Below are 25672 nucleotides of genomic sequence, written 5' to 3'. Positions count from 1 at the left end.
GGACGCCGGGCGCCTTCCCTGCGGATCAAGCCCGGTCGAGGGTCCGACTTCAGATGCTGAGGCCGGATCCCGTGCTCAGAGCGTGGCGCCCGTTACAGCGGATGTTCTGCGCAGGTCAGGGGCCATCTTCGGATGGCCCCTGAGGCGTAGGGGCCGTGCTCGCGGCCGACGCCCGTCCTTTCTCCGGCACCGGGAAGGATCCCCGCGGATCTGAGTACGGAGGGCAGGTCGAGTGATTGGGCAGTCCGCGCTCAGGCCGTGAGGAATTCGATGAGCGCCGCGTTCACCTCGGCCGGGCGTTCCTGCTGTGTCCAGTGTCCGCAGCCGGCCAGCTCGAGTGGCTTGCGCCGCAGTCCGGGCATCAGGTCGGGGAGGCGCGCGATGAGTTCGGGCGTGCCTGGGAAGGCGGGAACAAGGTCGCGGTCGCCGTAGATGTACAGGGCGGGACGGGTGATGGCCGAGCCTTGCCATGGGGCGGTCAGTTCCCAGTTCCGGTCGAGGTTGCGGTACCAGTTCAGAGCTCCGGTGAAGCCTTTGGAGAAGCTCTCGGTGAGCGCGTCGAGATCGTCCTCGGTGAACCACTCCGGCAGCGACTCGGGGTCCGGCATGTCCGCGAGCCAGCCCCGCTCGGGGTCGATCAGCGGCTGCTTGCCCGCGTCGGCGCCTGGAGCGTCCCCGGAAGCCGAGAAGAAGAATTTCCGCAACGCCGTGCGCGTGTCCTTCGCGAACTCGGCGTCGGCGACACCGGGACGGTTGAAGTAGTTCCAGTAGAAGCGGCCGCCGAACTTCTTGTCCATGGCGACCAGCGGAGGTTCTGCACCCCGGAAGGGGGGCGGCACGCTCAGGCCGGCCACCCCGAGGACCATGTCCGGTCGCATCAGGGCGGTGTGCCAGGCGACCGGCGCGCCCCAGTCGTGTCCGACGACGTGCGCCTTCTCCTCGCCCAGTGCCTGGATCAGACCTACGACGTCGCCGACCAGGTGGAGGATGGTGTACGCATCGACGGCGTCGGGACGGTCACTACGCCCGTATCCACGCTGGTCGGGGGCGACCACTCGGAAGCCCGCGTCGGCGAGGGGACCGAACTGCCGATGCCAGGAGTGCCATGACTCGGGGAAGCCGTGCAGGAGCACCACCAGGGGGCCTTCGCCTTCCTCGGCGATGTGCAGTCGAACCCCGTTCGTGTCGACCATTCGATGCTCAACCATGCGCATGAGCGTATACGTCATGACCTGTTCGGCAGCGTCACCACTGTCCGGCGGCGCAGGTCCTTGGTCTGTTCGGAGCCCGTCCCGTTCGTCTCGCCGTGAGTCGGCGCGGGGCCGTCCGGGGAGCGCATCGGGGCCGTGCGACGACCGGGTGACGCGATGGCTGGTCCTGGCCGGATGCGATGTCGGCGAAGTGGCGGACTTGGTCGTCCGAGGACTGCACCGGGGTGCGGCCCTCCTCGCGGGAGGGACCGCACCCCAAGGCCTCAGCGCTGTGCGGCCATGGCGGGCGGGGCTGCGTCGACGCCCCAGCTCGTCGGAGTGCCGGAGAGCTTGATCTTGATCGTGCCGGAGCGGAGCAGGTTCTCGTGAGAGAGCCAGCCCTGGCGCAGCTTGCCCTTGTTCGTGTCCACCGAGGACACGTACTGGAGCTTCGACGCGTCGGCGCCCGGGGCCTCGATGCTGATCCTGCGTCCGTGCTCAGGCCGGATCTCGACCTTCTCGAACATAGGTGCAGTAACTACGTAGTCGGCGGATCCCGGCTGGGCCTCGAAGACGCCGGCCATGGCGAAGACGAGCAGCGACGAGGTGGCGCCGAGGTCGTCGTTGCCGGGCATGCCGTACGCGTCGTCGGTGAAGAGCGTCCGCATCGCGCGCAGCACGGCTGAGGTCTTCCACGGCGCGCCGGTCCACGCGTACATCCATGGCGTGTGGAAGTCGGGCTCGTTGTTGGGGTTGAAGGCGAAGTTGTTGTGGTAGTCGTACGCGCCGGTCACCCACGACTCCGAAGCGGCCTTCGCCGGGTCGGTGAGCACGGTCGGCATGTCGAAGAACTTGTCGAGCCGCTGCTCGGCCTTCGCCTGGCCGCCCATGAGCCCGAAGAGGGTCTGCGGGTCCTGCTGGGCGAGCCATTCGTACTGCCATGCGGTGCCCTCGTGGAACGCGCCGGCCTGGGCCGGGTCGGGGTCGCCCGCGACGGTGCCGTCCGCGTTCTTCGTGACCGGGAAACCCGAGAAGCCCTGCGACGTGACGTCGGGGTCCCAGAGCTTGGTGAAGTTGTCGCAGCGCGAGGCAAGCGTCGCGGCCTTGTCCTGGTAACCGAGGCCGCCGGCCATCGTGGACAGTGCGCAGTCGGCGAGCGAGTATTCGAGCGTGGCCGAGCCTGCCTGGCGACTGTCTCCGTACTTGTAGCCGGGCAGGTTCTGGTAGCCGACCCAGCCGTTCTTGACGTACGTCGGGTTGCCGTCACGCCCGCGGAAGATCGACTGGTCCGCGGGGACCTCGTTGACGTTCTTCCAGAGCGCGTCGAAGAGCCGGCGCGAGGTGCGGTTGTCGAGCAGGCCGCGGTTGTAGATGTCGACGATCCACGGGGTGATGGGATCACCGCTCATCACGTTGGTCTCGCCGCCGCCGAGCCCCCAGCGCGGCAGCCAGCCACCGTCCTGGTAGATGTGCAGCACGGACTTGGCCATGTCCGCGGCCTTTTCCGGATGCAGCAGGGCCACCAGCTGGTTCTGCGAGCGGTAGGTGTCCCAGAGCGAGAACATCTGGTAGTACGTGGAATCCGCGCGGTGCACCTGGTCGTCGAAGCCGCGGTAGCGGTTGTCGACATCGGACCCGATCGACGGGTGCAGCAGCGAGTGGTAGAGCGCGCTGTAGTACGTGCGCCGGTCGGCGGTGCTGCCGCCGGCCACGCGCATGCGGTTCAGCTCGTCCTGCCAGGTGTCGTGCGCGCCGGTGCGGGCCTTGTCGAAGGACTTCGGCTGCTCGGCCTTGCGGTTGAGCCGCGCGCCGTCGACCGAGGTGTAGGAGAGACCCACCGAAGTACCGACCTGGTCGCCCTCGGCCGGGTCGAACGTCACCCAGGCGCCGGCCCGCTTGGCGCCGCGCGCTGCTTCGCGCCGGTCCGGGGTGAGGGTGCCGTCGGTCCAGGTCCCGAAGTTCGAGAACTTCCGGTCGAACTTGGCGCTGAAGAATATTCGGTAGCGCTCCTTGCCGGTCTCGCCGCAGAAGTTGCCCCCTTGGACCCAGCCTTCCACGGTGTCGTTGCCGACCACCTCGACGTCGCCGGCGTAGGTACTGCCGTTGCTCTCGCCGACCTCGATGAGTATGTTCTCGGAGCCCGATCCGGCGGGGTAGGTGTACCGGTGCTGGCCGGTCCGCTGTGTCGCGGTGAGCTCGGCCTGGATGCCGTTGTCGAACTTCACGCCGTAGTAGCCCGGCGCACGGGTTTCGTTGTCATGGCTGAACTTCGCACCGGACTGCGCCGGGTCGGACGACGTGACGGCACCGGTGGTCGGCATGAACCGGAAGTTGCCCATCGTCTGGCAGCCGACGCCCGAGAGATGCGTGTGGCTGAAGCCGAGGATGGTGTCCTGCTGGTAGTCGTAGGAAGCGTACTTGTTCAGCTGCGTGTCAGGGCTCAGCTGCACCATGCCGAATGGGGCGGCGGCGCCAGGGAAGGTGGTCCCGTCACCGTTGTTGCCGATCGACGTGTCGACCAGCGTGGTGGGGTCATCGGCGAACTTCGGTCCCTGCTCCCTGGCGTCCGCGACGCCGGAGGTGGCGGAAACCGTGGCCACGGTGGTGGCTATCAACAAGGCGGTGAACACGCGTTTCAACGCTCTCATCGCGATCCTCTCGTACGACAACGTTGTCAACTTCGAGCTCGACGATCTTTTCCCTTCCGGCACTGTTACGTCAATCCACCGTTGTCCACCGCTGGTTGGCCGTGGTGTCAGTGGCGGCCGGCAAGCACGCGCGGGCGTACGCGCGTCGGGTCGGCATGGCGAGGTGTGGCGCCCGGACCGGGGCGACCGGTCGGTGCATCCGGTCCGCAGCAACGGGTCGGCGTCCATGAAGTGCCCTGTCCGGCGTGGCTGTTCGTGGCTTCGGGCGGTGCCCACAGCGGTGGCCGCTGCCGTCGCGGCGGCGCCCGGGCCGAGGGCGCCGACCGGCCGCCGCCCCGATCGCGGCGGAACCGGCGGCCCTGCCGGGACTCGTGGGGTTGGTCCTGCTCGCCTCCTCGGACGGCTGCGTCGGGCCGCCGAACACCCTGGAGGGCAGCTGCTCCTGCCATCCGGTCCGACGCCGTGTCCTGGACGCTGCCGCGCCTGGTCGACGGCGTTCCCCTGCTCGCCGCGATCACCGCGCTCCTGGTGGCCGCGGCCGGATCACTCGTCCGACGCGTGCTCCCGCGAGGGACGCGACCGACGGACGCGGCGGGCGGGGAGCCCGCACGGTCCGGCGGTCGGGGCCCCGGTTACGAGGGCTGCTCGAGATCCACGCGGAAGGCGCGTGAGCCGGGCTGGTGATCTGTCTCGCCTCGGAGCATCCGGGTCTCGGGGGGAGTACCCCGGGCGCGGCGAGGTATCGGCGGTCCGACGCTCGCTCTCACCGCGAAGGAGGAGCGGATTCCCCGGTGAGCCCGGGACGGTCACTGCTCCCGCATGCCCCACGGCGAGCCATACGCGTCGAGCAGGTCCAGGAACGGGCGGGCGGGGAAGGCTTCCGGGCCGAGGACTCCCGAGCCGGTCCACGCGCCCGTGGCCAGGAGTTCGAGGGCGACGACCGGGTTGACGGCCGTCTGCCACACCACCGCCTGGGAGCCGTACTCGGCCATCGACCACTGGTTGTCGACCACGTGGTAGAGGTAGACCTCGCGCGGCGCACCGTCCTTGGTGCCGCGCACCCAGGTGCCCGCGCAGGTCTTGCCGTGCATGCGCTCGCCCAGCGTCGCCGGGTCCGGCAGGCAGGCGGCCACGACGTCGCGGGGCGACACACCCACCGGGCCCGCAGCGCTCGGCACGGTCACCGGGTCGGTGCGGTCCAGACCCAGGAGGTGCAGCGTCCTCAGGGTCTGGATGAACTCCTCGCCCAGGCCGTACTTGAAGGTCACACGCCGTGCGTCGATCCAACGCGGGACGAGCAGCACCTCCTCGTGCTCCACGTTCACGCACTCGACCGGGCCGATGCCCTCGGGGAAGTCGAACACCTCCGGCTCGCTGAAGGGCGCGGTGGTGAACCAGCCGCGGTCCGCCTCGTAGACGACCGGCGGATTGAGGCACTCCTCGATGGTGGTCCAGATACTGAAGGAAGGGGCGAACTCGTAGCCGTCGACGGTGAGGTTCGCGCCGTCGCGGATGCCGATCTCGTCGATCTCGTCGAAGAGTTCGTCCGCTGCGTACCGCGCGAAGACATCGGACAGCCCCGGCTCCACACCCATGCCGACGAGGGCCAGCGCGCCCGCCTTCTCCCAGTCGGCGGCCTGCGCGAACTGCGTGTCGCCGAGCATGACCCCGCACTCCTCGTACGGCCGGTCGGAGTGCGGGCGTGACAGAGACATCGCCATGTCGAGGTAGGTCGCGCCCGCCGCGAGCGCCGCCTGGAAGAGGGGCATCACGAACCGCGGGTCGGTGGCATTGAGCAGCACGTCGCACCCGTGCCGCTTCAGCAGTGCCGTCACCGCCGCCTGATCGGACGCGTCGACGTGCTCGGCCCGGAAGCGGCCCGCGGCACCCGCGAGGGCAGCGACCGCCGCCTCGGCCCGGCTCAGGTCGTAGTCGGCCACGACCATCTCGTCGAAGAACGTGCGCCGGGCCGCGATCCTGGTGATCGCGGTACCCACACCGCCGGCTCCCACAAGCAGAACACGCATGACACGGACTTCCTCTCTGGAGACGGGGCGTGGCCTCGCGGACCGGAGATGCGGGCGCCCCTGCCGGGAGATCCAACGCCGTGTGCTCGGATAAGGTCAATGGTGTTGGCATAAGGACCATGGGCGGGAGGCGGCAGTGGCGAAAGCTGTGGTGCCCGAGGAGAAACGGCGGCGCCGCCGTCCCACCAGGAGCGGCACCGTGCTCTCCGAGCAACTGATTCTCGAGACCGCCCTGCGGATGCTGCGTGAGCACGGCAGCGCGGGACTCACCGCCCGCCGTCTCGGCCTGGCCCTGGACGCCGACCCCAGCACCCTCTACCGGTACTTCCGCGGCATGGACGATCTGACCCTTGCCATCGGCGACGCCCTCATCGGGCAGGCCCTGCAGGGCTGGCGGCCCACGGGGGAGTGGCGGTCGGATCTGCGCGGCCTCGGGTTGCGCATCCACGCCGTGTACGTCGGGCATCCGCAGGCGGCGCTGCTGACGGCGAACCGGGTCACCGGCCGGGCCCACGAGCTGGCGGCCGACGAGGCCATCCTCGACGTACTTCGCACGGCGGGGTTCCCCTTGCCGGACACGGTACGGATCTACCAGGCCTTCATCGACCAGACGCTGGCCTTCGCCGCGCTCGACGCGGCCTCGCTGGCTCTGCCACGCGAAAGTCTCAGAGCCGACGAGGACATGTGGCGCTCGACGTACGCCCGTCTGCCGCGCACCACACACCCCCGGATCGCCGAGGCGGCGCCCCTCCTGGCGACCCGCATGGTTGACAGCGCCTATCCCGCCGCCCTCGAGATGCTGCTGGACGGCGCCGCAGCGCAGTGGGAGGCACTCCGCGCCCGGCGATAGAGGATCGCCCGGGGCCGTTGCGGACGGACCCGTCCGGCGCGCCCGATCCCGAGGACGTCCTGGCACCCTCCCCGGACCCCCAGCCGTGTGGCCCGACCCACGTGCCGGAGCTTCGGGTCGAATGACGTCACAGGCCTGGTCCGTGGGGGGTCCGGATCTTGATGGCGGGTCACATCGCGTGTGGCAGGGTGAGTTCGGTCCAGATGGTCTTGCCGTTCGAGGTGTAACGGGTGCCCCAGCGCTGGGTGAGCTGGGCGACGAGGAACAGGCCGCGGCCGCCCTCGTCGTCCGCTCCGGCGCGACGCAGACGAGGAGAAGTACTGCTGCTGTCGGAGACCTCGCAGATGAGGCAGGTGTCACGGATCAGCCGAAGCCGGATCGGCGGGAAGCCATAGCGAATGGCGTTGGTCACCAGTTCGCTGACCACCAGTTCGGCGATGAACGAGATCTCTTCCAGACCCCATTCGGTCAGCTTCCGTGCGGCCAGGGACCGGGCCTCCACGACGACCGCCGGGTCGGCGGCCAGGTCCCAGGAGGCGACACGGTCTGCACCCAGGGCGTGGGTGCGGGCGACGAGGAGCGCGACGTCGTCCGGTGGGCGGAGAGGCAGCAGGGCGGCGGCCACCTGGTCACAGATCTGCCCGAGCGGACGGTCGGGGTGGGACAGGCTGCGCCGCAGTTCCTGAAGTCCGACGTCGATGTCGGGGTCCCGTCCCAGGAGGAGTCCGTTGGTGAAGAGGGCGAGCACGGTTCCGTCCGCGACATCCAGCTCGGCGGTCTCGAAGGGCAGGCCGCCCAGGCCCAGCGGCGGGCCCGCGGGCAGGCGGGGGAACTCGACGCTGCCGTCGGGGTGGACCACCGCGGGCGGGTAGTGGCCGGCGGAGGCCAGTGTGCAGCGCTGCTCGACCGGGTCGTAGACCGCGTACAAGCAGGTGGTCCCGGTGACGGTGCCGCCGGTCGGCGAGGAGCCGGCGGAACCGTCCTCCTCGGCGAGCCGGACCACCAGGTCGTCGAGATGCGTGAGCAGCTCGTCCGGGGGTACGTCGAGGTCCGCCAGGGTGCTCACGGCGGTACGCAGCCGCCCCATGGTGGCGGAGGCGTGTATGCCGTGCCCGGGGACGTCGCCGACGACCAGGGCGACTCGGGCACCGGAGAGCGGGATGACATCGAACCAGTCGCCTCCTACGTCGCTCTCCGCGCCGGCGGGTCGGTAGTGTGCGGCGACCTCGACGGCGTGGAGCTCGGGCAGCTCGCCGGGTAGCAGTCTGCGTTGCAGGGCCAGGGAGGCGGCGCTCTCGCGGGTGTATCGGCGGGCGTTGTCGATGCACACGGCGGCACGGGAGGCCAGTTCCGCGGAGAGGGTGAGGTCCTCGTCGTCGAACGGGTCCGGTTGCTGCCACCGGTAGAAGCTGGCCACACCCATCAGGACGTTGCGGGCGGCCAGCGGTACCACCATCAGGGAGTGCGCACCTGCGGCTCGGATTCCCACGATTCGCCGCGCATCGTCCCGCAACCAGTCGGCGGTGAGGTCAAGTCTGGCGACGAGGCGGGCTTCGAGGTCGGCCAGGCAACGGGCCTGCGGCGAAGAAGAGGCGAACCGGCTCAGCTCGCCGACCGCGTACGCCGCTCGGGAATGCCCGCGCCATGTGGACCGAAATGCCGCGCGGCGCAGCGTGACACTGTCTTCGACCGGACCCGGCCGGGGCGCCTCGCCCTCCACGACGGCGTCCAGCAGATCGACGGTGACGGTGTCGGCCAACCGGGGGACGGCCACCTCGGCCAGCTCCTGCGCGGTCCGCATGACGTCCAGCGTGCTGCCGATGCGCAGACTGGCCTCGTTGAGCAGAGCTCTCCGTTCCTGGGCCCGGTAACTGGCGGTGACGTCGATGACCGCGTGACACAGCCCGAGGACGGCTCCGGCCGGGTCCTGGAGCCGGAAGGTACTGGTGGACCACACATGCTCGTGTTCCGGGTCGGCCACGGTGCGCCCGCGGTGCACGAAGTCCGTCGTCGGTACGCCGGTGTCCAGGACCTGCTGCATCCGTGCCTCGATGGCGTCGGCGCTCAGCCCCGGCAGTGTCACCCCGATCCGCCTGCCCAGCCGTTCCTTCGTCGGTATGCCGGTCATGCGCTCCAGGGCCACATTGCGCCGTACACAGCGCAGTTCGGTATCGGTGACCAGCAGTCCGACGGGCGACTGGGAGAAGAGTCCCTCCATGACCGCCTGGTCGCCTTCCCAGCGGCGCATCTGGGCTGCCTCGACCGCCAGGACCACCCAGTGCGGCTCGGCCCCGGGGCCTTCGGGACCGGTCGAGGGGTACGCCCACAGGATCAGCTCCAGCAGTCGGCCGTCCCCGCGGCGCACGGTCACGGCTGCGGACCGCACCTCCGGCGTCCCTCGCAGTGCGCGCCGTGCCGCGGCGGCTGCGGCCGGCTCGGGCCGGGCGAGCAGTCCGCCGGCGGGCCGGCCCAGCACCTGGGCCGCCGGATGGCCCAGCAGCTGTTCGGCAGCCGGGCTCCATCGGACAACGACGCCTCGGGAATCCAGCACAGCGGTCGCCGCCACCTCGGCGCCGACGACCGCATCACTCCCCAGGCCGCCACCGGTGTCCTGTGCCATCCGCGCCGTCCCACACCTTCCGATCGTGGCCGCAGCCCTCGTCGGCAGCGTATTCCCGATCCGGTGGAAGCGCTCCGTACCGGCTGTGCCCGGAGTGCACAGCCGGTACGCGCGGCTCCGCATCGACAGCGCTCGGTGCACCGGTCGAGTGCCGAAGACCTCGGGTGGCCGAAGTCGCCCCTCAGAGGTCTTCGGGGGGGGACCGGGCCTGGGGCCGGCGGTTCGCCGGTCACCGAAACCGCCCGCCGGCCCACTGAGCGGGTGGTGCACCGCCCATCCCGCCACGGAGCGCCCCCATGTGCGAGCGCAGGCCCTGGGCCCGGTGAGCGCGCGGCCGACGTTCCTCTGCCGTGGTACGACCGCGCCGCTGTCCGGGTGCGAGCCGCACCCTCGCACCCGGACCAAGTCCGGCTGCGGCGTTAAGGCTTTGACGTTTCTTTACAACCCCGTGCGGTGCCGCGTCGTCTCTGTTCGCAAATCCCGGATCGGCCGGGCCGGTGTCCGCCCATGAGGCCGGCGGCCGCCGTGAGGACAGGGAGCAGGACATGCGCAAGGGACCATTCGCCGCCGGTGCGGCGGTCGCAGCCGTCGCCGTGTTCACCGTCGTCCCCGCGACGGCGGCCGTGCCCGCACAAGAGGCATCCAGCACCCGGATGTGCGCGACCTCGCAGTTGACGGGCTCGCTCGGCGCCGGCGACGCCGGTGCGGGGAACCTCTACCGCTACCTGGTGCTGACCAACCACAGTTCGACGACCTGCCACCTCACCGGCTTCCCCGGTGTGTCGCTGCTGGACGCCTCCGGCCGGCAGATCGGCCCGGCCGCGACCCGCGAGCACACGTCGTACGAGCCGGTGGTACTGAAGCCGGGAGGCTCGGCCAGCGACACCATCCACACCCTCAACCACCAGGGCACCTGCCTGCCCACATCCACCCAGGTGCGGGTCTACCCACCCGGCAACACCGCATCGCTGGTCCTTGTCGGCGAGATCGCCAACTGCCACGGCGTGCTGAGCATTACGCCGCTCGCCGCGGGCGCCGGCGGCAACCCGGCGGGATCCTCGCCGAGCAGTGGCGGCACCGCCGGATCAGGGTCCGGCGGGCAGGTCACCGCCGTGCCCAGCGGCGCACCGGACACCGGGATGGCCGCCACCTCCTCCGACCGGGACCGTCCGGGCAGGGCCCTCGGTGCAGCAGCGGGCGGAGCGCTGGTACTCGGCGGTGCCGGTCTCACGGTCGCGCTGCGGCGCCGGGCCGGGGTCCGGGGCTGAGCGTTGAGCGCCCTCGCCCCGCCCCTGCACCGGCTCCGTCACCGTGCGGCGAACGCGATCGCGCTCACTGCTGCCGCTCTCACACTCGTCTGCGGCTGCGCGCCGACTGCGCCCGCCCCCGAGCCGTCCTCCAGCGGCACCGCGTCCCCCGCACCGCCCGGCACCGCCGCCGCGGCGCCACCGGCCGCGGTCCGCGCCATGGCGCGCTCACTCCCTGAGCGGCTGCGCATCCCGCTGATCGGCGTCGACACCGCTGTGATGTCCCTGGGCCTGCGCGCCGACGGTGAGGTGGCCGTGCCGCCGATCGCCGCCCACGCACCCGCAGGCTGGTACGACGGCTCGCCGACGCCCGGCCAGACGGGGCCGTCGGTGATCCTCGGCCACGTCACCGTCGGCAGGTACGGGGACGGGGTCTTCAAGGGACTGCCCCGGTTGCGTGCGGGCGACCGGGTGTCGGTCACCCGCGTGGACGGTTCGGTGGCGACGTTCGCCGTGGACGCGGTGCAGACGGTGGCCAAAACAAGGTTCCCGACGCAGCGTGTGTACGGGAACGTCGACCACGCGGCGCTGCGTCTCATCACCTGTGGCGGCACCCGGGTCGGCGCGGCGGGCGGCTACCCGGACAACGTCATCGTCTATGCCTCGCTGGTCGCCGCGTCGTGAGCGGGGAGCAGGCAGCCGCCTTGCCGGCCGGCACGACGGGTGTCACGACAGGAAGGGGGCGAGCGGCCATCCGGTCTCAGGAGCACGCGGCCTCCGAACTGTTCGCGGCCGTCTACCCGCGGCTGGCCGGCTGGGTGCGCCGGCTGGTGGAGGACGACGAGACCGCGCACGAGATCGCCGCGGAGGCGTTCACCCGGCTGTGGGCACGCTGGGCCAGGGTCGAGGAGCCCAGCGGCTTCCTCTACGTGACCGCGGCGAACCTGGTCCGTGACCACTGGCGCAAACTGGAGCGTGAACGCGGGGCCATGCGCCGTGTCACCGCCCAGGAGCAGCGGAGGCAGCACCCCGAGACCGATCCTTCCGTACGCATGCTCGTGCAGTCGCTGCCCGCGCGGCTGCGCAACCCGGCTCTGCTGTACTACTACGCCGATCTGCCGGTACGCGAGGTGGCGAGGCTGCTGGGCCGCAGGGAGGGAACCATCAAGGCCGATCTGCACGCGGCCCGCGAACTGCTCCGCGCCGAGCTCGGGGGACACCATGACCGGATCGCCTGACGACCGTGAGGACGGCGACCTGACCGGGCGGCTGGATGCCGGCCGGCCCGATCCGCTGGAGCCGCTGCTGCGGCCGCCGGCCACCTACCTGGCCACTCCGCCCGGCGCCTTCCACCGCATCCGCCGCCGGGCCGCGCGCCGCAGGCGGGCCCGGGCGGTGATGGTCGCTGCGGCCACCGCCGCGGTGTTCGGCGGGACCTCGTACCTGGTGGGGGCGATCTCCATGAACGGTGGAGACGAGCTGGTCGTACCCTCCGCCACCGGTACGCGGACCGGCCCGGGCCAGCACTCGCACTCGCCCAGCCCCTCCACACCACCGTCCACCACTTCGCCCCCGACCGTCCCGACCCCGACCCACCGCCCGCCGGGTGACCCCTCCACCGGCACAACCGGTGCGTCCGGCAGCGCAGTCGGCCCGTCCGGCCGCACGCCGGGCACCTCACCGATGTGCGCCGCTTCGCAGCTCACCATCTCGCTCGGCGGCGGCGACGCGGGTGCGGGCAATCTCTACCGGTACCTCGTGCTCACGAACCGCACGTCCGGTGCGTGCCAGGTCTCCGGCTATCCGGGGGTGTCCTTGCTGGACGCGGGCGGAAAGCAGATCGGCGCGCCGGCGACCCGCGACCGCAGGACGTACGCACCGGTGGTCCTGGAGCGCGGTGGCTCCGCGAGCGTCACGATCCACACAATCAACCGGCAGGGGGCGTGCCTGCCCACGTCGGCGCAGTTGCGGATCTATCCCCCGGGCAGCACCGCCTCGCTGGTGATCCCGGGAGAGGTCACCAATTGCGACGACCTATTCAGCGTCACGCCGTTCGCCGCCGGCACGTCCGGGAACCCGTCGGCCTGACGCAGCGGCCCGCGGCCCACGACGGCCTCGGTGCGACGGGAGCGCGCGCCGCCTGAGTGGCCGACACCTTGTCGGTCAGCGGACTGGACCGGGAGAGGCAGCAGGTGCGAGAGGGGCTGTTCCGGCCTCGTCGGCAGGATAGATCCAGCGCCGTGACGGTCGTCCGGCGACGGTCGGTGAGGATGCGTCAGGCGGCACTTCCGTCGGCTCTCCGCACCGGAGTTCACGACGAGCGGGTCTCGCCTCAGGCCGGCTTGCGCCACACGGAGATGTGCTTCGCGGAGTCCTGGGTGAACGGCGACCTGTCCCAGTCCGCGACGCGCAGTTCCAGCTCCAGCCCGGCGATCCGTGCCATGAGGTCGAGCTCCGCCGGCCACGCGTACCGGTGCCGGGAGCTGCTGCGGCGGTAGCGGCCGTCGTCGCCGTCGCGGGTGAGGTGGTGCGAGACCAGGATCTGCTCGACCAGGTCGAAGGTGTCGAAGCCGAGATGCCGCTCGGAGACGTCGAACGGCACCGCGACCTGTCCAGGCGGCAGGAACCGCAGCGGCGGCACGCCCAACTCGATGACGAATCGGCCGCCGGGCGTCAGGTGACGCGCGGCGTTTCGGAAGCACTCGACCTGCTCGTCCTGCGTGAGCAGGTTCGTGATGGTGTTGTAGACGAGATAGACCAGGGTGAACTTGCCGGGGACGGTGGTCGCGGCCATGTCCCCGATGGTGACCGGGAGCGCGTCCTCGTCGATCTTGCGCCGCAGAACAGCCGCCATGTGTTCGGACAGTTCGATGCCCACCACGGGCACGCCGCGCTTCCGGAGCGGGACACCCACGCGTCCGGTTCCGATGGCGAATTCCAGTGCCCGGCCGTCTCCGGCGAGTTCGGCGAGAAAGTCGAGAGTCGGACCGAGAACAGCGCCCGAGGACATCTCGTCCTCCTCGGCGTCGTAGCGGTCGGCGGTCGCACGGGTCCACAGTTCACTGCTCGTCACGAGCGTGCACTTTGCCGGGCGCGACAGGGCGCTGTCGACGTATTTACCTTCCACCGGCTCCGGGCACGCGGTTCCGGCCCGCGTCGCCGACCTGCTGGTGGCCGTCGGCGCCGCCGATGAGCCGGAGGTCCGGTCGTCCACCGAAGGGGCACCTGGCCGAGAGGGGTCTTCCGACGGGTTCACCACGCCGGTCGCCATTTCGTCGAGGACGATCCGGAGACACGCTCCCCGGCAGCCACCGCCATGTCGAGCTGCCCGATGCGTGCCTGACGCACGGCCTGCTTGTAGCGGGGAAGCGACCGGTCGGGCCTGCGAGGACACCGCGCGCGTCTCCAGGACTGCGTGCGATTGAGCCGTCGGAGTGAAGTTGACGGGCGCTCCCGAGTACGCCAGAACTCCGCCAGAACTCCCTGGATGAAGGGGAGATGAGAGAAATTCACCCGCCGTGCCGACGTGTGGTCCCCTTCGGACGAACTCTTCTCAGAGGATCTTCATCCTGGGCGCCCGGATGCAGTACCGGCGGGGCGGCGCGCCGCGATCCCCGGCAGGACCGCTCCGAACGAGGTCACGGGACATCGTGATTTTGCGCCGGAACGCCCGGCACGGAAGGGAAGAACGAAAATGAACCTCACCATCAAGCGCGCAGTCGTCACCGCGGTCGCCGCGATCTCGGTACTCGCAGGATCGGCGACCGTCGCGAGCGCCGCCTCCCCGCACGGCGGCCCGAAGCACCACTGCAAGCACGAGAAGTTCAACCAGCACGGGAAGTTCAACCAGCACGGGAAGTCCAACAAGATCCGCTACGGCGTCCGGCACCACCGCACGATGCACCTGAAGGGTCACCGACTGCCCGTCAAGTTCCTCGTGACGAAGGGGCTCGCACACAGGTCGCACTGATTCCGGCCCTCCTCACGGCGCCCCTGTGCGAGCTGCGCACAGGGGCGCCGCCGTGTCCCGACATGGCATGCGGCGGCAGCTTTGAACGGCGTCCGTCATGCGCTCGCCAGGGCCATGCTGGAGGGCGGGAGCCCGCCAGGTGTCGGCGCCCCGGTGGTCGTCGGAGGTGGTGGCTTCGTCCATGCGGCGCCGCTCGGCGGCGACCGATGCGCGCTCGGCCGCCACGTGGAACCCACTGCCGACCCCGACGTACCGGACCGGCCCCGACCGGCACGTCGGAGCCAGGTCGGCCGATCAGGTGCCGATAGCGCGATTCTGCGTAATCCCTTCGAGTAATGCGTTACCCGTAAAGGACGAACCGGAACAATAAGGGGACGCGTGACGGAAGGGAGACCGACGGGAGAGTGGTGCATGCCCCTGCGGAGACGTAAGGCGCAGCTGAAGACCCGGGCCGGGAAGGCGGCGGTCGGTGGATACGGCGCGATGGATGCGCGCCTGCCCGTCAGCGAACTGGCCAGGCAGTTGCTGCGCAAGGCCTTTCCCGACCACTGGTCCTTCCTCCTCGGCGAGATCGCCCTCTATTCGTTCGTGGTCCTGCTCCTCACCGGCGTGTACCTCACCCTGTTCTTCGACCCGAGCATGATGGAGAGCGTCTACACCGGTTCCTATGCCCCGCTGCAGGGCGTGAGGATGACACAGGCCTACACGACCACTCTCGCCATCAGCTTCGACGTGCGCGGGGGCCTGCTGATCCGTCAGATCCATCACTGGGCGGCACTGGTGTTCGTCGCCGCGATCGCCGTCCATTTGCTGCGGATCTTCTTCACCGGCGCCTTCCGTAGGCCGCGGGAGGCCAACTGGGTGGTGGGCGTGACCCTGTTCGTACTCGCGCTCCTCGAGGGATTCGCGGGCTACTCGCTGCCCGACGACCTGCTGTCCGGTACGGGCCTGAGGACGGCGGCCACCATTGTGGGGTCGATCCCTGTCGTCGGAACGTACGTGGAGCTGTTCGTCTTCGGAGGGCAGTTCCCGGGCGATGACGTCATCCCTCGTCTGTACGCCGTGCACATCCTGCTCGTGCCCGGCCTGATCGTGGCGCTGATCACCGCTCATCTCATTCTGGTGGTCCACCTGAAACACACCCAGTGGGCGGGGCAGGGGAAGACCAACAAGAATGCCGTCGGTCCGCCGGCGTTCCCGCACTTCACCGCGAAGACCACCGGTTTCTTCCTCATGGTGTTCGGCGTACTGGCCCTGCTGGGAGGGCTCTCCCAGATCAATCCCGTATGGAACTACGGTCCCTACCGTGCCGACCAGGTTTCCGGCGACGCACAGCCGGACTGGTATGTCGGGTTCCTGGAGGGTGCGCTCCGGCTGATGCCGCCATGGGAGTCCGACATCGCGGGTCACACCGTCATGTGGAATGTGTTCATTCCGACGCTCGTGCTGCCGGGCGTGGTCTTCATACTGCTGTTCCTCTATCCCTTCTTCGAGCAGTGGGTGACGGGCGACCGCAGGGAACACCATCTGTGCGACCGGCCGCGCAACCGGCCGACCCGCACCGGGCTCGGCGTGGCGGCCATCGTCTTCTACGGCGTTCTCCTGGTCGCCGGCGGAAACGACGTCGTCGCCCTCTCGTTCAGGGTTTCGATCGAAGTCATGACCTGGATCCTCAGGATCGCGCTGGTCGTCGCCCCGCTCCTGGCGTTCGCGCTTACCAAGCGCCTCTGCCTCGCCCTTCAGATGCGGGACCGCCGTCGGCTGACCGAGGGCGAGGAGACCGGCCAGGTGACCCAGTCGGTGACCGGCGACCTCTCGGAGAGCCACCGCGGACTGAGCCCGACAGCCCGCTACCGCATCCTGATGCGTGACGTCCCGACGCCCCTGGAGCTCCCCGCGGAGGGCCCGGTCTCGCGTGGGCGACGGCTTCGGACCGTACTGAGCGGGTGGTACTACAGGGACCTCGTGGAACTGCCCGCGACGGACGAGCAACGCTCGCGGATCGCCGAGCGGACCGCGCCGCCGGAGCCGGTTCGCACTCCTGAGGACTGAGAGCCGTCTTCAGTCCTGTACGCGCGCGTACTGGAAGACCATTCCGAACACCCCCGTCAGGGCCAGGCCCAGCCCGATCAGGAAGAGCCACAGACCGAACACCACACCGAGAGCGAGCAGGGCCGTCCCCGCGGCTGTCATCGACGGCCAGATGCTGTGTGGAGAGAAGAAGGCCACCGGGCCGGACCGCTCATGGATCTTCCCGTCTCCGCGGTCCTCGGGGCGCAGCCCCTTCCTCCGGTAGTTGGTGGCGAAGAAGAACGCGACCAGCAGCGCCATGAGGAACGAGATGGTGAGCGCCGCCGTGCCTGTCGGATCCCGGGACCACACGGCGTAGAGAACGTCGGTCACGAGGAAGAACCCCGCGACTCCGGCGAAGAGAATGGCCTCGGTCTTCATTCGCCCGACTCCTCCTCGGAGCCCGAGACGGAGTGGGACGCGCCTCGGCCGAGGCCCGGCTTCTCCTTCAGGGGGTGGTGCAGGTCGAAGGCCGGCGAGTCGGAACGTACGCGGGGCAGAGCCCGGAAATTGTGCCTCGGGGGTGGACATGAGGTGGCCCACTCCAGCGAACGGCCGAATCCCCACGGGTCGTCCACTTCGACCTTCGGTGCGTAACGGCTGGTGTGCCACACGTTGTACAGGAACGCCAGTGTCGACAGGCCCAGCACGAAGGATCCGATGGACGAGATCGTATTGAGCAAGGTGAAGCCGTCCGCTGCGAGATAGTCGGCGTAACGGCGGGGCATTCCGGCCTCCCCCAGCCAGTGCTGGACCAGGAACGTCAGCTGAAAGCCGACGAACAAGGTCCAGAAATGGATGCGCCCGATGCGTTCATCCAGCATGCGGCCGGTCAACTTGGGCCACCAGAAGTAGAAGCCGCCGAACATCGCGAAGACCACTGTGCCGAAGAGCACGTAATGGAGGTGCGCGACGATGAAGTATGAATCGGTGAGGTGGAAGTCCAGCGGGGGAGAGGCGATCAGCACCCCGCTGAGGCCGCCGAGGAGAAATGTCACGAGGAAGCCGATCGCCCAGAGCATGGGTGTCTCGAACGTGATGCTGCCGTGCCACATGGTGCCGATCCAGTTGAAGAACTTGACACCGGTGGGCACGGCGATGATGAACGACATGGCGGAGAAGAACGGCAGGAGAACGGCCCCCGTGGCGAACATGTGATGGGCCCAGACCACCGCCGAGAGCATGGTGATGCTGATCGTGGCCATCACCATTCCGAAGTACCCGAACATCGGCTTCCGGCTGAACGCGGGAATGATCTCGCTCACGATTCCGAAGAAGGGCAACGCGACGATGTAGACCTCGGGATGGCCGAAGAACCAGAAAAGGTGCTGCCACAGCAGTGCCCCGCCGTTGGCGGAGTCGAAGACATGCGCCCCGAACTTCCGGTCGGCTTCGAGGGTGAGCAGCGTGGCAGCGAGCACCGGAAACGCCAGCAGCGCGAGGATCGAGGTGAACAGAACGTTCCAGGTGAAGATCGGCATCCGGAACATGGTCATACCGGGGGCGCGCAGACAGACGATCGTGGTGATGAAATTGACCGATGCCAGGGTCGTACTGATCCCCGTCAGCACCAGGCCCATGGTCCAGAGGTCTCCGCCGGCGCCGGGCGAGAAGACGGCACTGTTCAGCGGGGCGTAGGCGAACCAGCCGAAGTGTGCCGCGCCGCCGGGCACCACGAATCCGGACACCACGATGATTCCGCCGAACAGGAAGAGCCAGTAGGTGAGCGCGTTCAGGCGAGGGAAGGCGACGTCGGGCGCGCCGATCTGCAGCGGCATGATGGCGTTCGCGAAGCCGCCGAACATCGGCGTGGCGAACAGCAGCATCATGATGGTGCCGTGGATCGTGAACAGCTGGTTGTACTGTTCCGCGCTGACGATCTGAAGTCCTGGCCGGGCCAGCTCCGCTCGCATGAGCATGGCCAGCAATCCGCCCAGCAGGAAGAACCCGAACGCGGTGACCATGTAGAGATTGCCGATGACCTTGTGGTCCGTGGTCGTCAGCCACCCCATGAGCCTCACACCGGCAGCGATGCGCTTGTCGGCCGCCGGCTCGGCCGGCGCGGCTTCCTGCAGGTCCTGCGCCATCGGTTCTCCGTCCCTCCCGGTTGACTCGATGGTGGAGCCTGCCGGCGAGCACGGCCGTACGACTGGCGGTGTCTCCCTCGAATTTCACCGGATCACCGGTGCGCCGAGCGGGTGCCCCGGGGTCCCGCCGGATGCCCTCGACGGATCGTGTGCCCGGGCGAGGACCGATGTGGCACACGGAACTGACCGGTGGCGCTCGTTCCGCTCAGCCGGTGCCGCGGCGACTCACTGTTCGGGGGACGCCAGGTAGACGGCGAGGTCCGTGCCCCCGCGCAGCGGCGGCAGGGTTTCGGGCCGCCAGGCGCGGGCGTACGCGGGTGGTTTGTGCCCGGGAGCCACGATCACCGCGACAGGCGTGTGACGTGCCACCGCGCGCAGACCGTCGGTGGTGATGCTCCCGTCGTGCCCGCCGATCTGTCGCGACGAGCAGCCGGCGTAGTAGCCGATCGGCACCGCGTCGAAGCCGGTGACCACGCAGGGCGGGCGTACCCCCAGACGGTGCAGCCGGTCGGCGATCGCGGTGTACTCCTGTCGCGCCACCCGGCTGCGGGCGACGACATGGCCGAGTACCCAGTACTGGACGGCGAGGTGACCGGCCAGGGCGTACATGAGCAACACGGCGACCGTCGGCCGCCACCCGGGGCGGGCGGAGGTGTACAGACCGCGCAGGCACTCGGCGACGGGAAGCGCGAGCAGAGCGTAGCTGGGAAGCAGGAACCGGGGGGCAGCGTAGTCGATCATGAACAGGTAGGGCGTCGCCATGGACGCAGCGACCAGGGTCGCGAGGACGGCGGCGGGGCGGCGCGGGCCGGCGGCGACGATGCCGCCCGCCGCGAGCAGCGGCAGCGCGAACCACCACGCCGCGGTGACCGGGTGCTTCCAGGGCACGTCGCACGGGCGGCACAGGGTCCGCCCGTCCAGGGCTCGAATCTGATCGTCCACGGCGAGATGTCGGCCCAGGCCGCCCTGGATCTCGCTGGCGCGGTGCAACCGGGCGGCCACGCCGCCGTAGTGCAGCTGGGCTTCGATGATCCACGGTGCCGAGCCGAGGAGAAGGGCGGCCACGAGCACGGCGGGGACAGCGGGAAGCCGCCAGCCCGGGACCGCCACCGCTGCCACGACCAGAGGCAGGACCAGGTAGCAGGCGTCCGAGGGTCGCATGACGGCGACCAGAACCACACCGGCGCCGAGGCCGGCGAGCGCCTTGCCGTCGGCCGTTTCCCTGACGGCTCGTAGGAAGCAGCCCACGGCGGCCAGCGACCCCAGGGCGCACCACAGGTTGGGCATCGCCATCGGGCCGTAGTACAGGGTGATCCACAGCCCGGCGAACATCGCGCCCGCCCCGGCGAGAACCGCGGGTGGCAGAAGGCGACGCCAGACCCACAGGGCGACGAAGAGCCCGAATCCGGAGCACAGCGCCAGATAGACGTGCAGCGCAGCCGTGGAGGAGGTCAGCGCGGCCACGGGCGCGACCAGATACGAAATGCCCCGGGCCCGGGGCGCACTGAAGAACGCGGCCGGAACATCCCGGCTGACCTGGCTGACGTAGACGGTCTCGTCCCAGCCGAGTCCCGAGCCGGGCACCACCAGCACCAACTGGACGAGGGCGAAAGCGGCGGCGACGGACGCCAGCCAGGGAAACGGGCGGCCGTACGCGTTGTCGGCATCGGAGAGCCGCATCTGCGCCACTCGCGGGCCGACGGAGAGTCGGTCGAGCATGGATCAGTCCTCCACGGCAACGGGCAGCGGGCCGGGCTCTGTGCGCAACTCTGCGAGTGCCTGGCGCAACCGGCCAACGTTGATCGGCCATGTGGAGCACACGCCCTGCCGGGCGTGGGGTGGAGGAGGGGGAACAGCAGGCCGCTCACCCAGCGATCACGGGGTCAGCCGTCGGGCGGCGAGATGGGTCTCGTGCTCTCCGGCGCGGTGAACCCGTGCGGCCCGGAGGCGGTCGTCCCGGGCGGGCTGTTCCGAGGGCTGATGCCATGGCGCGGTGCGCCTGTCGGACGCCCGGCTCATCGCGCGGCTGGTGCACGAGGACCCGATCGCCGGACCGGCCTGCATCAGGCCGGTCCGGCGATCGAGGACGGCGGCCAAGGGCTGTCCCGTAATCCCTGGTGGATCAGCGCGCGGCGTCGGATGCGGTGCATCGCAAGGCGGAGGGGCGTCCTCATACTGGGCGTATTCGGGCGTTCCGACAACGCAGCGAGGTGCCGTAGCTGTCGTCGTGCGCCCGCCAGGGATTACAGGACAGCCCTTAGGGCCGGTGCGCGGCGATCAGCCGCTGATACCAGCGGTAGCTGTCCTTCGGGGTCCGCTCCTGGGTGTCGTAGTCGACCCGGATGATCCCGAACCGCTTCGCATAGCCCAGCGCCCACTCGAAGTTGTCCAGCAGTGACCAGACGTAGTAGCCGCGTACGTCGACACCGGCGTCCATCGCCGCCTTCAGAGCCGTCAGATGACTCTGCAGGTAGCTCACCCGGTCGGCGTCGTGGACGGCACCGTCCGGGCCGACGGTGTCGAACTCGGCGGAGCCGTTCTCGGTGATGTGCACCGGCGGCAGGGCGTCACCGTAGGTCCGCTTCAGCGCGGTCAGCAGATCGGTGAAGGACTCGGGGACGACCGGCCAGCCCATCGCCGTGCGCCGGACGTCCGGGTACTGCGTCTCGGTGTACCGGTTGTCCGTGGCGACCCGCAGCGCCGGGTCGGCCTCGCGGTAGGGGGCGGCGGCGACCACGATGGGCCGGTAGTAGTTGATGCCCAGGAAGTCCAGCGGCTGGGAGATCAGCTCCAGGTCGCCCTCACGGCGGAAGTCCTGCGCGGTGATCAGCTCGCCCCAGGTCTCCTCATCGGTCCCCGGGTAGCGGCCCGCGAGGATCGGCTCGGTCCACACCAGGTTGTGCTGGGTGTCGGCGCGGACGACGGCGGCGAGGTCGGCGTCCGATTCGGTGGCCGGGACGTTGCGGTCCAGGTTGAGCGTGATCCCCGCCTCGCGGACACCCGTGGCGCGCAGCGCCTTCATCGCCAGGCCGTGACCGACGAGCAGATGATGCGCGGCGGCCAGCGCCCCGGTGCCCTCCTTGGCACCCGGTGCGTGCCGGCCCACGGAGTATCCGAGGAAGGCGCTGCACCACGGCTCGTTGAGCGTGATCCAGCGCGGCACCCGGTCGCCGAGGTGCTCGGCGACGATCGACGCGTACTCGCCGAACCGTTCCGCGGTCTCCCGTGCCCGCCAGCCGCCTCGGTCCTCCAGGGCCTGAGGCAGGTCCCAGTGGTAGAGGGTGGCAGCCGGCTCGATGCCCGCTTCGAGCAGCGAGTCGACGAGCCGGGAGTAGAAGTCCAGGCCCTTCCGGTTGGCCGGCCCGCTGCCGTCGGGCTGGATCCGCGGCCAGGCGATGGAGAAGCGGTACGACTCCACTCCCAGGTCGCGAAGGAGCGCGACGTCCTCGGGGTAGCGGTGGTAGTGGTCGCAGGCCACGTCACCCGTGTCGCCGCCGTCCGTCCTGCCGGGCGTGTGACTGTAGGTGTCCCAGATGGAGGGCCCGCGGCCGTCCTCCTGCGCGGCGCCCTCTATCTGGTACGAGGCCGTTGCCGCGCCGAAGACGAATCCGGGCGGGAAGGCGGGGAACTCACTCATCACGGACCTTACTTGACGGAGCCACCGGAGATACCGGCAGCGATGTACTTCTGGGCGAGGACGAGCAGGATCGCCGCGGGGATCGCGGACAGCACGGCCGCGGCCATGACCGAACCCCAGTCACCGACGTGCGCGCCGATGTACTGGTAGATACCGAGCGTGATCGGCTTGACGTCGTCGGTGGTGTTCAGCGTGAGGGCGAACATGAAGTCGCTCCACGCGTACAGGAACGAGAACAGACCGGCGGTGATCAGCGAGTTGCGGCTCATCGGCAGCACGACCTGGACGAAGGTACGGAAGCGTCCCGCACCGTCGACCTCGGCGGCCTCGATGACCTCGCGCGGGATGGCCACCATGAACGAGCGCATCAGCACGATCGCGAACGGGATGCCCAGCGAGGAGTCCGCCAGCATGAGGCCGAAGTACGAGTTGACCAGCCCGAGGTCCACGTACGCGCTGTAGAGGGCGTTGGCGATGACGATGCCCGGGACCATCTGGGTGATGAGCGTGCCGAAGACGATCACCTTGGTGCCCGGCAGCTTGAACTGGGCGAGCGCGTAGGCGGCGGGCGCGGAGATGGCCAGACAGATGACGACGGCGCCGAGTGCGACGGCCAGCGAGGTCAGCAGGTTGGTGCCCTGCTCGCCGATGGCCGAGCTGAAGCCGGACAGGTCCAGGCTGTGCGGGATCGCGTCCACCTCCAGCAGCCCGGACTCGGGTTGCAGTGCGGTGTTGATCATCCAGTAGAGCGGGAAGAGCATCACGCAGAGGATGACGAGGCCCGCGATCATGGAGCCCCAGCGGCGCTTCGGCCTGTTCCGGTCGGCCTGCGACGGGACAGCGGGGGTGTGGGAGATGGTCGCCATTCCGGTCACTTCCCCTCGTTGCGGTTGGCTCGCAGGTAGAACACCGCGAAGACGGCGGATATCAGGATCAGGATGTTGCCGACCACGGCACCGGCTCCGAAGTCCAGCGAGACGAAGGACTTCTGGTACGTCAGGGTGCCCAGGGTCTGCGTCGAGTCGGCGGGTCCGCCGTCGGTGAGGGCCAGGATCAGGTCGAGGATCTTGACGGTCGACATGAAGCCGAGCACCAGGACCACGGTGATGACGGGCTTGAGCAACGGCAGGGTGATGGACCGGAAGGTCCGCCAGGCGGAGGCGCCGTCGAGTGCGGCGGCCTCGTACAGCTCCTTGGGGACCTCTTGGAGCCCGCCGTAGAGGATCACCATGTTGAACGGGATGCCGATCCAGATGTTGACCAGGACGACGGAGACCAGTGCCATGCTCGTGCTGGTCAGCCACGGGGTGTCACCGAGGCCGAAGATGCCGAGGAAGGAGTTGAGGACACCGGTGTCCTGGTCGAGGATGCGCCGCCAGACGATGCCGGAGACGACCATCGGGACCAGCCACGGCAACAGGATCAGTGAGCGGAGCACGCCGTTGAGCGGGAACCGCTTGGTGAAGAACACCGCCAGCGCCAGGCCGATGCAGAACTGGCCGATCAGCGAACCGATGGTGAAGAGGATGGTCTGCAGGAGGGCCTTGCCGAACAGGTCGTCCTGGAAGACGCTCTTCCAGTTGTCGAACCCGTTGAACGGGGCCTTGCCGGTGAAGAAGGTGGACGGCGAGTAGTCCTGGAAACTCATCACGACGTTGCGGACGAGCGGGTAGCCGAAGAACAGCAGCATGAACACGACCGCGGGGGCGAGGAAGCCCCACTGGGCGAGCTTCCTGCGGCGCTTGGCCCTCAGCGGGTCCTGAGTCCTCGTCCTCGTGGCGATCGGCGCGACGGGCGCGGGAGCAGTGGTGGTCGACATGTTCAGTTACCTCAGTTCCCGCTCTCGACACGCTGCTGTGCGTGCTTGAGGACGCTCTCGCTGGACTGGCCGGTGAGAGCGGCCTGGAAGGCGCTCTGCAGAGCGAGCGACACCGAGGACCAGCCCGCGCCGAGCTTGGCGGTGCGCGACCGGGCGGTGGCCACCTGGTCGGCCAGCGAGCTCAGCTCCGGAACCTTCTTGCGCCAGGTGTCGGCGGCCTTCTGGTTGGCCGGGATCATCCAGCTGTTCAGCGCGTAGGTGATCTCTTCCTGCTCGCTGGTCATGCAGTTGATGATGCGGGCGGAGGTCTTCTCCCGGACGGTGTCACCGATGTCGGGGACGGTCAGCATGCCGCCGCCCAGCGGACCGACCGAGTCGTCGCCGGCCTCGGGGACGGGGATCTGTGCGATGCCCCAGTTGAGCCCCTTCTTGGTGTTGAGGGTCTCGACCTGCCAGGGACCGTTGATCATCATGGCGGCATTGCCGGCCATGAACTGGTCGTTGACGTCCGCCTGGGTCCAGTTGACCGTGGACTTGGACAGCGAGCGGTCCTTGAGCAGAGCCTTCCAGTAGTCCAGCGCCTCGACGACCTGCTTGCCGCCGAGGTCGGTCTCGCTTCCGCCGTTGGACCACATGAACGGCGTGAACTGGTAGACGCCGTCCTCCGCGCCGCCCGCGCTCAGGGCGATGCCGTACCTGCTGCCCTGGGTGAGCTTCTTGGCGCTCTCCTGCATCTCGGCCCAGGTGGTGGGTACTTCCAGGCCGGCCTTCTTCAGGATGTCCTTGTTGTAGAACAGCGCGAGAGTGTTCACCGTGCGCGCCGCGCCGTAGTACGTGCCCTTGTACGAGCCGTAGTCGAAGATGCCCCGGGGTATGTCGTCGGTGGAGACGCCCAGCTTCTTGAGGTCCTTCAGTCCGCCGGTCTCGGCGAACGTCGGCATCTCGGAGCCGTCGAACTGGATGATGTCCGGGAGCGACTTCGAGGAGGCCATGCGCAGCGACTTCGTCATGACCTGAGCGGCCGGAACGCTCTGCTGCTCGATGGTGACGCCGAGCTTCTTGCTGCACCGCGACAGGGTGGCGGCGTCCCAGCTGTGGTACGAGTCGTCGGTCGAGGAGTTCAGGACGGTGTACACATTTTCGTCCCGCTGCTGGCCACAACCCGAGAGAACTGTGCCGGCGACGATCGCTGAGACGACGGTGAGCGGGACGATGACCCGCCTGTTGCGACGACGGCGCCGATGGCGCAGGCCGTCCGGGGAAGATGCTGTCACGTGCGTGCCCTTGCATGAGAGGGGTGCCGGCCCGGCGGGACCTCTCTGTCCCGGCGAGAGATGCATACGCCTCGGTACGGGTCGGCAGGTCCGTAGCGGGCGGGTCGGGGGTGTCCGGCGGCGGTCCGTCGCCGCACACCCCGGCGGGCTCAGCGGACGCCGAGCAGGTGTTCCATGGCGAGCTGGTCGAGGGCTTCGAAGGCCATCGAGCGTTCGGCGGCGGCCGTGACGTC

The 25672-nt window shown here is 69.3% G+C and carries 20 protein-coding genes; 7 read left to right on the top strand and 13 right to left on the bottom strand.

Annotated features, from left to right (window positions below; genetic code table 11):
* Nucleotides 1-251: 251 nt before the first annotated feature.
* The 3 genes from ACFYP5_RS27325 to ACFYP5_RS27315 form a co-directional block, all read right to left on the bottom strand.
* Nucleotides 252-1208, bottom strand: coding sequence for an alpha/beta fold hydrolase (locus tag ACFYP5_RS27325; RefSeq protein ID WP_389040941.1), 957 nt, complete (start codon nt 1206-1208; stop codon nt 252-254).
* A gap of 266 nt (nt 1209-1474) precedes the next feature.
* Nucleotides 1475-3838 carry a GH92 family glycosyl hydrolase gene (locus ACFYP5_RS27320; RefSeq protein ID WP_389040940.1) on the bottom strand — a complete coding sequence of 788 codons (2364 nt, stop codon included), beginning with the start codon at nt 3836-3838 and terminating at the stop codon, nt 1475-1477.
* 806 nt (nt 3839-4644) lie between these two features.
* Nucleotides 4645-5865: a saccharopine dehydrogenase family protein gene (locus tag ACFYP5_RS27315; protein WP_389040938.1), complete on the bottom strand. Its 1221-nt coding sequence runs from the start codon at nt 5863-5865 to the stop codon at nt 4645-4647.
* A 136-nt stretch (nt 5866-6001) separates the two neighbouring features.
* On the opposite strand from ACFYP5_RS27315, the gene ACFYP5_RS27310 reads away from it, so the two are divergent.
* A complete protein-coding gene (locus ACFYP5_RS27310) occupies nt 6002-6715 on the top strand; it encodes a helix-turn-helix domain-containing protein (protein ID WP_329452338.1) in 714 nt (237 codons plus the stop codon).
* Nucleotides 6716-6884: 169 nt separating this feature from the next.
* Here the strand turns inward: ACFYP5_RS27310 and ACFYP5_RS27305 are convergent, their stop codons facing one another.
* The gene (locus ACFYP5_RS27305; RefSeq protein WP_389040936.1) at nt 6885-9335 is read right to left on the bottom strand and encodes a SpoIIE family protein phosphatase; all 2451 of its coding nucleotides are present in this window, start codon (nt 9333-9335) and stop codon (nt 6885-6887) included.
* A 545-nt stretch (nt 9336-9880) separates the two neighbouring features.
* Between ACFYP5_RS27305 and ACFYP5_RS27300 the strand changes: the two genes are divergently transcribed.
* On the top strand, nt 9881-10603 hold the full coding sequence (locus ACFYP5_RS27300) for a DUF4232 domain-containing protein (RefSeq protein ID WP_389040934.1): 723 nt from the start codon (nt 9881-9883) through the stop codon (nt 10601-10603).
* A 38-nt stretch (nt 10604-10641) separates the two neighbouring features.
* On the opposite strand, the gene ACFYP5_RS27295 is transcribed toward ACFYP5_RS27300, so the two are convergent.
* Complete coding sequence (locus ACFYP5_RS27295; protein ID WP_389040932.1) at nt 10642-10803, bottom strand: hypothetical protein; 162 nt, start codon at nt 10801-10803, stop codon at nt 10642-10644.
* Here ACFYP5_RS27295 and ACFYP5_RS27290 point away from each other — a divergent pair.
* From ACFYP5_RS27290 to ACFYP5_RS27280, 3 genes are all read left to right on the top strand, one after another.
* Nucleotides 10802-11266, top strand: coding sequence for a class F sortase (locus ACFYP5_RS27290; protein ID WP_389040930.1), 465 nt, complete (start codon nt 10802-10804; stop codon nt 11264-11266). The genes ACFYP5_RS27295 and ACFYP5_RS27290 overlap by 2 nt on opposite strands.
* Before the next feature lie 68 nt (nt 11267-11334).
* On the top strand, nt 11335-11820 hold the full coding sequence (locus ACFYP5_RS27285; protein WP_389041264.1) for an RNA polymerase sigma factor: 486 nt from the start codon (nt 11335-11337) through the stop codon (nt 11818-11820).
* Complete coding sequence (locus ACFYP5_RS27280; protein WP_389040928.1) at nt 11804-12670, top strand: DUF4232 domain-containing protein; 867 nt, start codon at nt 11804-11806, stop codon at nt 12668-12670. Before ACFYP5_RS27285 ends, ACFYP5_RS27280 begins: the two co-directional genes overlap by 17 nt.
* 244 nt (nt 12671-12914) lie before the next feature.
* On the opposite strand, the gene ACFYP5_RS27275 is transcribed toward ACFYP5_RS27280, so the two are convergent.
* On the bottom strand, nt 12915-13655 hold the full coding sequence (locus tag ACFYP5_RS27275) for a class I SAM-dependent DNA methyltransferase (RefSeq protein ID WP_389040926.1): 741 nt from the start codon (nt 13653-13655) through the stop codon (nt 12915-12917).
* Nucleotides 13656-14276: 621 nt separating this feature from the next.
* Between ACFYP5_RS27275 and ACFYP5_RS27270 the strand changes: the two genes are divergently transcribed.
* Nucleotides 14277-14552: a hypothetical protein gene (locus ACFYP5_RS27270; protein ID WP_376514301.1), complete on the top strand. Its 276-nt coding sequence runs from the start codon at nt 14277-14279 to the stop codon at nt 14550-14552.
* A gap of 411 nt (nt 14553-14963) precedes the next feature.
* Nucleotides 14964-16604 (top strand): cytochrome bc complex cytochrome b subunit, encoded by a 1641-nt coding sequence (locus tag ACFYP5_RS27265; RefSeq protein ID WP_389040924.1) that lies wholly within the window; start codon nt 14964-14966, stop codon nt 16602-16604.
* Nucleotides 16605-16613: 9 nt separating this feature from the next.
* Here the strand turns inward: ACFYP5_RS27265 and ACFYP5_RS27260 are convergent, their stop codons facing one another.
* The 7 genes from ACFYP5_RS27260 to ACFYP5_RS27230 all read right to left on the bottom strand — a co-directional run bounded on the left by ACFYP5_RS27260 (nt 16614) and on the right by ACFYP5_RS27230 (nt 25439).
* On the bottom strand, nt 16614-17003 hold the full coding sequence (locus ACFYP5_RS27260) for a cytochrome c oxidase subunit 4 (protein ID WP_389040922.1): 390 nt from the start codon (nt 17001-17003) through the stop codon (nt 16614-16616).
* Entirely contained in the window at nt 17000-18634 is a 1635-nt protein-coding gene (gene ctaD, locus ACFYP5_RS27255; protein WP_389041262.1) for a cytochrome c oxidase subunit I, read from the bottom strand. The genes ACFYP5_RS27260 and ctaD overlap by 4 nt, the downstream gene beginning before the upstream one ends.
* A 300-nt stretch (nt 18635-18934) precedes the next feature.
* A complete protein-coding gene (locus tag ACFYP5_RS27250) occupies nt 18935-20428 on the bottom strand; it encodes a hypothetical protein (protein WP_389040920.1) in 1494 nt (497 codons plus the stop codon).
* A gap of 538 nt (nt 20429-20966) precedes the next feature.
* On the bottom strand, nt 20967-22346 hold the full coding sequence (locus ACFYP5_RS27245) for a GH1 family beta-glucosidase (protein ID WP_389040918.1): 1380 nt from the start codon (nt 22344-22346) through the stop codon (nt 20967-20969).
* 8 nt (nt 22347-22354) lie between these two features.
* Nucleotides 22355-23212, bottom strand: a complete 858-nt coding sequence (locus tag ACFYP5_RS27240; RefSeq protein ID WP_389040916.1) for a carbohydrate ABC transporter permease — start codon at nt 23210-23212, stop codon at nt 22355-22357.
* A gap of 5 nt (nt 23213-23217) precedes the next feature.
* Complete coding sequence (locus ACFYP5_RS27235; RefSeq protein ID WP_389040914.1) at nt 23218-24165, bottom strand: carbohydrate ABC transporter permease; 948 nt, start codon at nt 24163-24165, stop codon at nt 23218-23220.
* Between the two features lie 11 nt (nt 24166-24176).
* The gene (locus tag ACFYP5_RS27230) at nt 24177-25439 is read right to left on the bottom strand and encodes an extracellular solute-binding protein (protein WP_389040912.1); all 1263 of its coding nucleotides are present in this window, start codon (nt 25437-25439) and stop codon (nt 24177-24179) included.
* Nucleotides 25440-25672 lie beyond the last annotated feature (233 nt).

Origin of the sequence: Streptomyces sp. NPDC005262 (assembly GCF_042872425.1) — a bacterium.
Taxonomy (GTDB): domain Bacteria; phylum Actinomycetota; class Actinomycetes; order Streptomycetales; family Streptomycetaceae; genus Streptomyces.
This window is presented reverse-complemented; position numbering and strand designations above follow the sequence as displayed.

Excerpts from the sequence above, each read along its gene's own strand:
- ACFYP5_RS27325 (WP_389040941.1), bottom strand. The coding sequence starts at position 1,208 with ATGGTTGAGCATCGAATGGTCGACACGAACGGGGTTCGACTGCACATC.
- ACFYP5_RS27320 (WP_389040940.1), bottom strand. The coding sequence starts at position 3,838 with ATGAGAGCGTTGAAACGCGTGTTCACCGCCTTGTTGATAGCCACCACC.
- ACFYP5_RS27315 (WP_389040938.1), bottom strand. The coding sequence starts at position 5,865 with ATGCGTGTTCTGCTTGTGGGAGCCGGCGGTGTGGGTACCGCGATCACC.
- ACFYP5_RS27305 (WP_389040936.1), bottom strand. The coding sequence starts at position 9,335 with ATGGCACAGGACACCGGTGGCGGCCTGGGGAGTGATGCGGTCGTCGGC.
- ACFYP5_RS27300 (WP_389040934.1), top strand. The coding sequence starts at position 9,881 with ATGCGCAAGGGACCATTCGCCGCCGGTGCGGCGGTCGCAGCCGTCGCC.
- ACFYP5_RS27290 (WP_389040930.1), top strand. The coding sequence starts at position 10,802 with ATGGCGCGCTCACTCCCTGAGCGGCTGCGCATCCCGCTGATCGGCGTC.
- ACFYP5_RS27295 (WP_389040932.1), bottom strand. The coding sequence starts at position 10,803 with ATGGCGCGGACCGCGGCCGGTGGCGCCGCGGCGGCGGTGCCGGGCGGT.
- ACFYP5_RS27280 (WP_389040928.1), top strand. The coding sequence starts at position 11,804 with ATGACCGGATCGCCTGACGACCGTGAGGACGGCGACCTGACCGGGCGG.
- ACFYP5_RS27270 (WP_376514301.1), top strand. The coding sequence starts at position 14,277 with ATGAACCTCACCATCAAGCGCGCAGTCGTCACCGCGGTCGCCGCGATC.
- ACFYP5_RS27265 (WP_389040924.1), top strand. The coding sequence starts at position 14,964 with ATGCCCCTGCGGAGACGTAAGGCGCAGCTGAAGACCCGGGCCGGGAAG.
- ACFYP5_RS27260 (WP_389040922.1), bottom strand. The coding sequence starts at position 17,003 with ATGAAGACCGAGGCCATTCTCTTCGCCGGAGTCGCGGGGTTCTTCCTC.
- ctaD (WP_389041262.1), bottom strand. The coding sequence starts at position 18,634 with ATGGGGTGGCTGACGACCACGGACCACAAGGTCATCGGCAATCTCTAC.
- ACFYP5_RS27250 (WP_389040920.1), bottom strand. The coding sequence starts at position 20,428 with ATGCTCGACCGACTCTCCGTCGGCCCGCGAGTGGCGCAGATGCGGCTC.
- ACFYP5_RS27245 (WP_389040918.1), bottom strand. The coding sequence starts at position 22,346 with ATGAGTGAGTTCCCCGCCTTCCCGCCCGGATTCGTCTTCGGCGCGGCA.
- ACFYP5_RS27240 (WP_389040916.1), bottom strand. The coding sequence starts at position 23,212 with ATGGCGACCATCTCCCACACCCCCGCTGTCCCGTCGCAGGCCGACCGG.
- ACFYP5_RS27235 (WP_389040914.1), bottom strand. The coding sequence starts at position 24,165 with ATGTCGACCACCACTGCTCCCGCGCCCGTCGCGCCGATCGCCACGAGG.